Raw genomic sequence first — 11,346 nt, forward strand, 5'->3', positions numbered from 1 at the left:
GCGCCGGACGCGGGGCGCGGTCCGGAGCCGGAACGGGTCACTGGGGGCTGGTGCGGTTGAGCGCGGCGCGCACCAGGTCGGCGACGCCCATGGACTTGATGTCCATGACCGGGTCGGCGGGGGCCGCGGACGGGGCCGGTTCGGACAGCTTCAGCAGCCCGTCGAGCAGTCCGGCCTCGCGGATGCGGGCGATGGGGATGCGGTCGAGGAGGGCCCGCACCTCGTCGTCGCCCCGGCGGTCGGGCAGGCCGGTGCCGTGGTCCGCTCCGGCGTCCGGGGCGGCGGCGGGGCCGGGGTCCGGCGCGAGCCGTTCGAGCAGATGGCCGGCGAGCGCGGCCGGGGTGGCGTAGTCGAAGATGAGCGTCGACGGCAGGCGCAGTCCGCTGACGGCGTTGAGCCGGTTGCGCAGTTCGACCGCGGCGAGCGAGTCGAAGCCCAGCTCGGTGAAGGCGCGCCGCGGCCCGACGGCGGCGGGCCCGTCGTGGCCGAGGACGGCGGCGACCTCGGTGCGGACGGCCTCCAGCACGGTGTGCTCGTGGTCGGCGGGCGGCAGGGCGGCCAGGCGCTCGCCGAGGCCGCGGGCCCGGTCGTCCCGGGCGGCGGTGGCGGTGACCCCGGCCAGGGTCCGCAGCACCGGGGGCACGTCGTCGCCCCGGCGGCGCAGCGCGGCGGTGTCCAGCCGGACCGGTACGAGGGCGGGGCGGCCGGACGCCAGGGCGGCGTCGAAGAGTTCCAGGCCCTCGTCCGGGTCGAGGGCGCCGATGCCGGACCGTTCGACGCGCCGGGCGCCGCTCTCGTCGAGGGCGGCCCCCATGCCGCCGCCGGCCCACAGGCCCCAGGCGAGCGAGGCGGCGGGCAGGCCCCGGGCGGCGCGGTGGGCGGCGAGGGCGTCGAGGAAGACGTTGGCGGCGGCGTAGTTGCCCTGCCCCGAGGCGTCGACGGTGCCGGCGGCCGAGGAGAACAGCACGAAGTGCGACAGCTGCCGGTCCCGGGTCAGTTCGTGCAGATGCCAGGCGGCGTCCGCCTTGGGGCGCAGCACCGTGTCCAGGCGCTCGGGGGTGAGCGAGGTGACCAGTCCGTCGTCCAGGACGCCCGCGGTGTGCACGACGCTGTCGACGGGGTGGGCGGCCAGCAGCGCGGCGAGTGCCGTGCGGTCGGCGACGTCGCAGGCGACGACGTCGGCGTGGGCGCCCAGGGCGGCCAGGTCCGCGCGCAGTCCGTCGGCGCCGGGGGCGGCGGGGCCGCGACGCCCGGCCAGGACCAGGCGGGTGACGCCGTGCCGGGTCACCAGGTGCCGGGCCAGCAGGGCGCCGAGGCCGCCGGTGCCGCCGGTGATCAGGACGGTGCCCCAGGGGCGGCCGGTGTGCGGGGCCGCCGGGTCCCCGGCGCGCACCAGGCGCGGGGCGTGCGCCCGGCCGTCCCGCCACCGGACCTCCGGTTCGCCGGAGTCCAGGACGGCGGCCAACGCGGCGCGGTCGGGGACGGGGCCGCCGGGCCCGGTCCGGCCGACGAGCACGATCCGTCCGGGGTGCTCGGCCTGCGCGGCCCGCACCAGTCCGTGCACGGGGGCGTCGGCGAGGGCGCCGGCGGTGAGCACCAGCAGGGTGGAACCGGCCCACCGTTCGTCGTCCAGCCAGGCTCGGACGGTGCCGAGGGCGGTGGCCAGCGCGGTGCGCACGTCCGCCGGCAGCCGTTCGCCGGCGTCGCCGCTTCCGCCGTCGCCGCCGTCCGGGGCGGGCACCGGGAGGACGACGACGTCGGGCACGGAGTCGCCGATCGCGGCCAGGCCCGGGTGGGCGGGGGCGCCGAGGCCGAGGTCGTCCGGGCCGAGCACGGCCCAGGTGCGGCGGCCGGGCCGCCCGGCGGTCTCGGGGAGCGCCGTGTCCTCGACGACGTACAGGGAACGCTGCCGTCCGGTGAGCCGGTCGGGGGTGACGGGGCGGGTGGCATAGGAGGCGACGGTGGCCAGCGGCCGACCCTCGGCGTCCGTCAGGTCGAGCCGGGCGCCCGCCTCGCCCCGGGTGACGCGGACCCGGGCGGTGTGGGCCCCGGCGGTGCGGTCCGGGGCGGTGCGGGACGGCGGTCCGTGCACGGTGACGCCGGCCCAGGCGAAGGGCAGGGCGATCGCGCCGTCCGACGCCTCGTCGAAAGCGCTGCCGCGAACGTCGTCACGGGCGTCGTCGGGGGCCTCCGCGCCGGTGAGCGCGGTGGCGTGCAGGGCGGAGTCCAGCAGTGCGGGGTGCAGGACGTGCCGGGCGGCGTCCTGCCGGGCGGCGTCGGGGAGTTCGAGTTCGGCGAGGACGGCGTCGCCGTGCCGCCAGGCGGCCCGCACGCCCCGGAAGACGGGACCGTAGTCGTAGCCCTCGCCGCGCAGTCGCGGATAGAGGCCGTCGGCGTCGAGCGGAACGGCGCCGGGGGGCGGCCAGGCGCCGGCCGGGGCGGCGGGGGCGGGCGGCGCGGAGTCGGGGGCGGTGAGGGTGCCGGTGGCGTGCCGGGTCCAGTCCTCGTCCTCGGGCGCGTCGGCGGGCCGGGAGTGGATCTCCACGGTGCCGTCGGGCCGGGCGGCGACCTGGATCCGTGCCGCGCCGTCCCCGGGCAGGGCCAGCGGGGCCTGGAGGGTGAGCTCCTCCAGGACCGGACGGCCCGTCGACCGCCCCGCGTACAGAGCGAGGTCGACGAGGGCGGCGCCGGGCACCAGCACCGTGCCGAGCACGGCGTGCTGGGCCAGCACCGGGTGGGTGGCGGTGGAGATCCGGCCGGTGAAGAGCGTCCCGCCGTCGCCCGGCAGGTCGAGGCGGGCGCTGACGAAGGGGTGGTCGACGGCGGCGAGGCCGTGTCCGGCGGCGTCGCCCTTGGCGGTGGCCGTGGGCAGCCAGTACCGGCGGTGCTGGAAGGCGTAGGTGGGCAGTTCGGTGCGGCGGCCGCGGTAGCCGTCGTAGAGGACCGGCCAGTCGACGTCCGCGCCGCGGGTGTGCACGGCGGCCAGGGCGGCGAGCAGACCGGGCACCTGGGCGGCGTCCTTGCGGGCGACCGGGATGAACGCGGTCTCCTCGGCGTCCGGGAGGCAGTCCGGGCCCAGGGCAGTCAGCACGGGTGCGGCGCCGAGTTCCAGGAAGGTGTCGGCGCCCTCGGCCGCCAGGGCGCCCACGGCGTCGGCGAACCGGACGGTCTCCCTGATGTGCCGCACCCAGTAGTCGGCGGAGCCCAGTTCGGCGGCGGTGGCCCGGACGCCGGTGAGGGTGGAGACGATCGGCAGGGCCGGTTCCCCGGCCGGAATGGCCGCCATGACCCGGCGGAACTCCTCCAGCACGGGTTCCATGCGCGGTGAGTGGAAGGCGTGCGAGACGCGGAGCCGGCGGCCGGTGGCGAAGCGCGCGGCGACGGCGGCGACGGCGTCCTCGTCGCCGGAGACGACCACGGCGCGCGGGCCGTTGACCGCGGCGATGCCGCACCGCTCGCCCAGCAGCGGCCGCACCTCGTCCTCCGACGCCGGTACGGCGACCATCGCGCCGCCGTCGGGCAGCGCCTGCATGAGCCGGCCGCGCGCGGCGACGGCGGTGACGGCGTCCTGGAGCGACCACACCCCGGCGACGTGCGCGGCGGCGAACTCGCCGATGGAATGGCCGGCCAGCCAGGCGGGCCGCAGTCCGAAGGACTCCAGCAGCCGGTAGAGGGCGACCTGGGTGGTGAAGAGGGCGGCCTGGGTGTAGGCGGTCCGCTCCAGTTCCTCGGGACGGTCCCCGAGGACCACCTCGGCGAGCGGCCGTTCCAGGTGCTTGGCGAAGAGCTCGGCGGTGCGGTCGAAGTGCTCGGCGTAGACCGGGAAGGCGTCGTACCAGTCGCGGCCCATGCCGGGCCGCTGGGCGCCCTGCCCGGAGAACAGATAGGCCAGGGCGCCGTCGGTGGCGGAGCCGGTGACGAGCAGTCCGGGCGCCTCGTGCCCGTGCGCGAGGGCGTCCAGGCCCTCGGCGGCCTGCCGTTCGTCGGCGGCGAGCACGACGGCGCGGTACGGGTGGGCGGTGCGGGTGGTGGCCAGGGCCAGGCCGAGGTCGGCGGGCGCGGCGCCGGTCAGTTCCCGCAGGCGGGCCGCCTGGCCGCGCAGCGCCTCGGGCGAGCGGGCGGAGACCGGGAGGGCGAGCACGGGCGGCGGGGTGACCCGGTCCGGGCCTGCGGTCCGGGGTCCGGCGGCCTTCGGGCCCGTGGCGTCCGGCCCGGTCCCGGCGGGCGCCCCCGCGAACTCCCCCGCGACCCCCTCGGCGAACTCCTCGGCGAACTCCTCAAGGATGACATGGGCGTTGGTGCCGCTGATCCCGAAGGAGGAGACGCCGGCCCGGCGCGGACGGCCCGCCGGGGCCCAGGGCCGGGATTCCGTCAGCAGGCGCACCCGTCCGGCCTCCCAGTCGACCTGGTGCGAGGGCGCGTCGACGTGCAAGGTGCGCGGCAGGACGCCGTGCCGCATCGCCATGACCATCTTGATGATGCCCGCGACCCCGGCGGCGGCCTGGGTGTGCCCCATGTTCGACTTGATGGAGCCGAGCCAGAGGGGTTCGCCGTCGGGCCGGTCCTGCCCGTACGTGGCCAGCAGGGCCTGGGCCTCGATCGGGTCGCCCAGGGTGGTGCCGGTGCCGTGCGCCTCGACGGCGTCGACCTCGGCCGGGGCCAGGCCCGCGGCGGCCAGCGCGGCGCGGATGACGCGCTGCTGGGAGGGGCCGTTGGGGGCGGTCAGCCCGTTGGACGCGCCGTCGGAGTTGACGGCGGAGCCGCGGACCGCCGCCAGCACCCGGTGGCCGTTGCGCCGGGCGTCGGAGAGGCGTTCGACGACGAGCATGCCGACGCCCTCGCCCCAGCCGGTGCCGTCAGCCGCCGCGGCGAAGGACTTGCAGCGGCCGTCGGCGGCCAGTCCGCGCTGCCGGGCGAAGTCGACGAAGGTGTCCGGGGTGGACATCACGGTCACGCCGCCGACCAGGGCCAGGTCGCACTCGCCCTGCCGGAGCGCCTGCGCGGCCAGGTGCAGGGTGACCAGCGAGGAGGAGCACGCGGTGTCGACGGTGACGGCGGGGCCCTCCAGGCCCAGGGCGTAGGCGACCCGACCGGAGACGACGCTGCCCAGGCTGCCGTTGCCGAGGTAGGCGGCGAGGTCGTCCGGCACCTCGGTCAGCCAGCTGCCGTAGTCGTGGTACATGACGCCCGCGAACACGCCGGTGCGCGAGCCGCGCAGCGCCGCCGGGTCGATGGCGGAGCGTTCCAGCGCCTCCCAGGACACCTCCAGCAGCAGCCGCTGCTGCGGGTCCATCGCGGTGGCCTCGCGGGGGCCGATGCCGAAGAAGTCGGCGTCGAACTCGGCCGCGTCGTAGAGGAAGGCGCCCTCCCGGGCGTAGGTGCGGCCGGGGGTGCCGGGCTCGGGGTCGTACAGCGCCTCGGCGTCCCAGCCGCGGTCGTCGGGGAAGGGGCCGACCGTGTCGACGCCGTCGGCGACCAGCCGCCACAGGTCCTCCGGGGAGCGGACCCGGCCGGGGTAGCGGCAGCTCATGCCGACGATGACGATCGGGTCGTCGCCGTCGGCGGGGCGCGGGCCGGTGGCGGGCGCGGGTCGCGCCGACGGCCGGGCGGCGCCGAAGAGGGCGTCGTGGACGTGGCCGGCGAGGGCCCGCGAGGTGGGGTGGTCGAAGACGAGGGTGGCGGGCAGGCGCAGTCCGGTGACGGTGTTGAGCCGGTTGCGCAGCTCGACGGCGGCCAGGGAGTCGAAGCCGAGTTCGGTGAAGGCCCGCCCGGGGTCGATGGCGGAGGGCGCGTCGTACCGCAGCACCGCCGCGACCTCGGTGCGCACCAGGTCCAGCAGGGCGCGTTCGCGGTCGGCGGCGGGCAGCCCCGCCAGCCCGTCCCGCTCCCGGCCGGGCGCGGCGGCGGTGGCGGTGGCCCGGCGGGTGACGGGCCGGACCAGGGCGCCGAGCAGCGGCGGTATGCCGTCGGGCCGGCGGCGCACGGCGGTGGCGTCGATCCGTACGGGTACGAGGTGGGGCGCGCCGGAGCGGACGGCCGCGTCGAAGAGGCGCAGCGATTCCTCGGCGGACAGTCCCGGCACGCCGGTGGCGGCGACCCGGTCCAGAGCGGCGGCGTCCAGGGCGGCGCCCATGCCGGTGCCGGTGTCCCACAGGCTCCAGGCGAGGGCGGTGGCGGGCAGGCCCCGGTCGGCGCGGTGGGCGGCGAGCGCGTCGAGGTAGGCGTTGGCGGCGGCGTAGTTGCCCTGGCCCGGGCCGTCGAGGACGGCGGCGAGCGAGGAGAACAGCACGAAGTGGGACAGCTCCCGGCCGAGGGTGAGTTCGTGCAGGTGCCAGGCGCCGGCGGCCTTGGCGTGGAAGACCTCGTCGACCATGGCGTCGGTGAGGCTCTCGACGATGCCGTCGCGCACGGTGCCCGCGGCGTGGACCACGGAGTCGACGGGGTGCCGCTCCAGCAGGGCGCGCAGCGCCTCGCGGTCGCCGGCGTCGCATGCCACGACGGTCGTCTCGGCGCCCAGCGCGGTCAGTTCGGCGTGGAGTTCGGGCGCGTGGCCGCGGCGCCCGGCGAGCACCAGTCGGCGCACGCCGTGGGCGCGCACCAGATGACGGGCGAGCAGGGCGCCGATCCCGCCGGTGCCGCCGGTGATGAGGACGGTTCCCCAGTCGGCGGCGGGGCGGGGCCGGGCGGGCGGTTCGGCGGCCAGCCGGGGGACGGCGAACCGGCCGCCGGCGAGCGAGAGTTCGGGTTCGCCGGTGGCGAGCGCCTGACGGAGCTCGGCGTCGGCGGGCAGGGCGTCGTGCTCGACGAGGACGTAGCGGCCGGGGTTCTCCGCCTGGGCGGAGCGGACCAGTCCGCGGACCGCCGCGTGGGCGGGGCTGTCGGGCGGGGTGACGACCACCAGGCGGGCGTCGGCCGGCCGTTCGTCGGACTGCCACAGGTGCAGCAGCCGCAGCGTGCGCAGGACGAGGGCGCGCGCCTCGGCGGCGTCGGCGTCCGGCGGACCGGCCGGGCGGTGCACCACGGCGTCCGGTGCGGGGCCGTCGAACAGCGCGTCCAGGGCGCGGGCGAGGGCGTCCGCGGGGGCCTCGTCGTCCGGCGTGCCGGCGGCGTCCGGGGCGGCGTCGAGGACGGCGACGCGCAGGGGCGCGGTGGTCTCCGGCCGGGGGTGCGGGGTCCACCGCACGGTGTGGAGGACGTCGTCGTCCGGTACGGGCAGCGAGGTCATGCCGTCGATGTCGGCCACCGGGGCCCCGGTGGCGTCGGCCAGGCGCAGGGCGAGGGTGTCGCCGCCGGTGCGCTCGATCCTTACCCGCAGCGTGGTGGCGCCGGTGGCGTGCAGGCGGACGCCGGTCCAGGCGAACGGCAGCAGCACCTCGGCGCGGGGCGGGGAGTCGAGGTCGGCGGCGTGCAGCGCGGCGTCCAGCAGCGCGGGGTGGATGCCGAAGCGCGCGGCGTCGTCGGCGGCCTCCCCGGTCAGGGCGACCTCGGCGCAGATGTGCTCGCCGTGCCGCCAGGCGGCGCGCAGGGCCTGGAACGCGGGGCCGTAGGCGTAGCCCTGCCCGGCCAGCTCGGCGTAGACGCCGGCGACGTCCAGGGCTTCGGCCCCGGGCGGCGGCCATGCATCCGACGCGCCGCTTTCCGATGTACCGCTCACCGACGCGCCGCTCGCCGACGCGCCGCTCTCCCGCGCGGAGGCGGACGGCCCGGTACCGGCCGGCTCCGCGGCGAGCGTGCCCGTGGCGTGCCGGGTCCAGGGGGCGTCGTCGGCGGCGCGGGAGTGGACGGTGACGGGGCGTCGGCCGGTGTCGTCGGGTTCGCCGACGGCGACCTGGACGGCGACGTCCTCGTCCGGGGCCAGCGCCAGCGGGGCGCCGAGGGTGAGTTCCTCCAGGACCGTGGTGCCGACGTGGTCGCCGGCCCGAAGGGCGAGTTCGACGAAGGCTGTGCCGGGCATCAGCACCCGCCCGGCGATGACGTGGTCCGCGAGCCAGGGGTGGGTACGCGTGGAGAACCGTCCGGTCAGCACCACGCCCTCCGCGCCGACCGCGACCACGGCCGCCAGCAGCGGGTGACCGGCGGGCGCCTGCCCCAGTCCGGCCGCGTCGGCGGGGGTGCCGGGCTCCAGCCAGAAGCGGCGCCGCTGGAAGGGATAGCCGGGCAGCTCGACCCGGCGCGCGGGCGGGCCCGCGAAGTGCCTCGCCCAGTCGACGGGGACCCCGCGGGCGTGGGCGGCGGCGAGCGCGGAGACGGCCTCGCGCGCCTCGGGCCGCTCGCGCCGCAGCACCGGCAGGAAGGCGGCCCCGGACGCGTCGGACGCATCAGACACGTCGTCGGACGCATCGGCCGGGCCGGCGCAGTCCGGGCCCATCGCGGAGAGCACCGCGTCCGGCCCCACCTCCAGGAACGTCCGCACACCGGCGTCGGTGAGCCACCGCACGGCGTCGTGGAAGCGGACCCGGGCCCGGACGTGCTCCACCCAGTACTCCGGGTCGGACAGTTCCCCGGTGACGGGGCCGCCGGTCACGGTCGACACCACCGGCACGGTGGGCTGGGCGTAGTCCAGCACCCGTGCGATCCGGCGGAACTCGTCCAGCATCGGTTCCATCAGCGGCGAGTGGAAGGCGTGCGAGACGCGCAGCCGCTTGGTGTCGTGTCCGCGCGCGGCGAGCTCGCCCGCGATGCGCTCCACCTCGTCCGCGTCGCCGGAGACCACCACGGCGGCGGGCCCGTTCACGGCGGCGATGCCGGTGCGCGCGGTGAGCAGCGGCACGACCTCGTCCTCGGCGGCGCGTACGGCGACCATGGCGCCGCCCTCGGGCAGCGCCTGCATGAGGCGGCCCCGCGCGGCGACCAGGATGGCGGCGTCCTGGAGGGTGAGGACGCCGGCCGCGTGGGCGGCGGCGATCTCGCCGACGGAGTGCCCGGCGAGGTGGTCCGGGCGCAGCCCCCAGCTCTCCAGCAGCCGGTACAGGGCGGTCTCGACGGCGAACAGGGCCGGTTGCGCGTACTCGGTGCGGTGCAGGAGATCCGCCTCCGGGGTGCCCGGTGCGGCGAACAGCACGTCCGTCAGGGGGCGCGGGAGCTGGAGGTCGAAGTGGGCGCAGACCTCGTCGAGGGCGTCCGCGAACTCCGGGTACGCGGCGGCGAGTTCGCGCCCCATGCCGGGACGCTGGCTGCCCTGGCCGGTGAACAGGAAGCCGAGTTCGCCGGGCGCCCGCCCCGGGGGCCGGGTGGCGCCGGAGGCGAGCGAGGTGAGCGCCGCGCGCAGTTCGGCGCGGTCGGCGGCGACGAGGACGGCCCGGTCGGGGAGGGCGGCGCGGGTGGTGGCGAGGGCGCGCGCGAGGTCGGCCGGCCGGGTGGTGTCGACGAGCGGCAGCAGGTCGGCGGCGCGGGCGCGCAGGGCGGCCGTGCCCCGGGCGGACAGCGGGAAGGGCAGCGGCACGGGAACGGCCGGGGGCCGCGGCGAGGAGGCCGGGTCGTCGAAGCCGTCCTCGGCCGCGGGCCGCTCCAGTACACCGGATCGGTCCTCGGTCCCGGGCTGCTCCGGGCCGTCGACGCGGTCCTCGGCCCCGGGCTGCTCCAGGACGATGTGCGCGTTGGTGCCGCTGACGCCGAAGGAGGAGACCCCGGCCCGGCGCGGGCGGCCGGTCTCCGGCCAGGGGCGGGCCTCGGTGACGAGTTCCACGGCGCCGGCGGACCAGTCGACGTGCGGGGTGGGGGCGTCGACGTGCAGGGTCGCGGGCACCTGCCCGTGCCGCATGGCGAGGATCGTCTTGATCACTCCGGCCACGCCCGCCGCGGCCTGGGTGTGGCCCAGGTTGGACTTGACCGAGCCCAGCAGCAGCGGCTCCCCGGCGGGCCGGCCCTGCCCATAGGCGGCCAGCAGCGCGGTCGCCTCGATGGGGTCCCCGAGGCGGGTGCCGGTGCCGTGGGCCTCGACCACGTCGACGTCGGCGGCGGTGAGCCCGGCCTCGGCCAGTGCCCGGCGGATCAGCCGTTGCTGGGCGAGGCCGTTGGGGGCGGTGAGGCCGTTGGAGGCGCCGTCCTGGTTGACGGCGGAGGCCCGGACGACGGCGAGGACCCGGTGGCCGTTGCGGCGGGCGTCGGAGAGCCGTTCCAGGACGAGGACGCCGACGCCCTCGCCGAAGCCGGTGCCGTCCGCGGCGGCGGCGAACGCCTTGCAGCGGCCGTCGGCGGACAGGCCGCGCTGCCGGCTGAAGGCGGTGAAGACGCCGGGGCCGCCCATCACGGCCACACCGCCGGCCAGTGCCAGCGTGGACTCGCCCTGGCGCAGCGAGCGGCAGGCCAGGTGGACGGCGACCAGGGACGCGGAGCACGCGGTGTCGACGGTGACCGCCGGTCCCTCGGTGCCCAGGACGTAGGCGACCCGGCCGGAGATGACGCTGGAGGCGTTGCCGGCCAGCAGATGGGCGTCGAGGCCGTCCGGGGCGTCGTGCAGGCGGGGCCCGTACTCCTGCACCTCCGCCCCGAAGAACATGCCGGCCGGGGTGCGGCGCAGGGCGGTGGGGTCGATGCCGGCGTCCTCCAGGGCCCGCCAGGACGTCTCCAGCACCAGCCGCTGCTGCGGGTCCATGGCGAGGGCCTCGCGCGGGCTGATGCCGAAGAACTCGGCGTCGAAGTCGGTGGCCGTGTCGAGGAATCCGCCGGTGCGGGCGTAGGAGCTGCCGGGCACCTCGGGGTCGTCGTGGAAGAGGCGTTCCAGGTCCCAGCCCCGGTCGTGCGGGAAGTCCGAGAGCACCTCGCCGCCCTCGGTCAGCAGCCGCCACAGGGCGGCCGGTGTCTCGATGCCGCCGGGGAAGCGGCAGCCGATGCCGACGACGGCGACGGGGTCGTCGCCGGGTCCGTCACCGGCCGCCGTCGCGGGCCCGGCGTCCGGGGCGTCGTCCGCGGCACCCCGGGCCCCGGCGAGCAGCCGGTCGGCCAGATCGGTCACGGTGGGGCAGTCGTAGGCGATGCCGACCGGCAGGTCGAGGCCGGTCCGTTCGGTCAGCCGCCGGTGCAGGTCGACCGCCGCGAGCGAGTCGAGCCCCTGTGCGGCGAGCGGGGCGGCCGGGTCCAGGGGGCGGGAGGCGCCGGGCCGGGCCGCCTCGACCGCCTCCGTCACGGCGGTGCGCACCAGGTCCGTGACCAGCGCGCGGTGGCGCGACGGCACGGCCGTGGCGAGCAGTCGTGCCAGGGCTGATTCGGAGCCGAGCCCGTTCATCCGCGCATCCCTACTTCCGACCGACACCGTCGTCACCGTTCTCCGCCTTTTTCCTCACCGTAATGACGCCCCCGCAGGGGCCGTACCCTTACGCACCCCTAAGGGCTGTCCCGTAATCCGTG

At 77.7% G+C, this 11,346-nt stretch carries 1 protein-coding gene; it reads right to left on the reverse strand.

What is annotated here, in order from left to right; translation table 11 throughout:
• Positions 1 to 37: 37 nt before the first annotated feature.
• A complete protein-coding gene (locus WA762_RS16265; protein WP_335936433.1) occupies positions 38 to 11,224 on the reverse strand; it encodes a type I polyketide synthase in 11,187 nt (3,728 codons plus the stop codon).
• Positions 11,225 to 11,346 lie beyond the last annotated feature (122 nt).

Origin of the sequence: Streptomyces tyrfis (genome assembly GCF_037034285.1) — a bacterium.
GTDB lineage: Bacteria > Actinomycetota > Actinomycetes > Streptomycetales > Streptomycetaceae > Streptomyces.

Excerpts from the sequence above, each read along its gene's own strand:
- WA762_RS16265 (WP_335936433.1), bottom strand. The coding sequence starts at position 11,224 with ATGAACGGGCTCGGCTCCGAATCAGCCCTGGCACGACTGCTCGCCACG.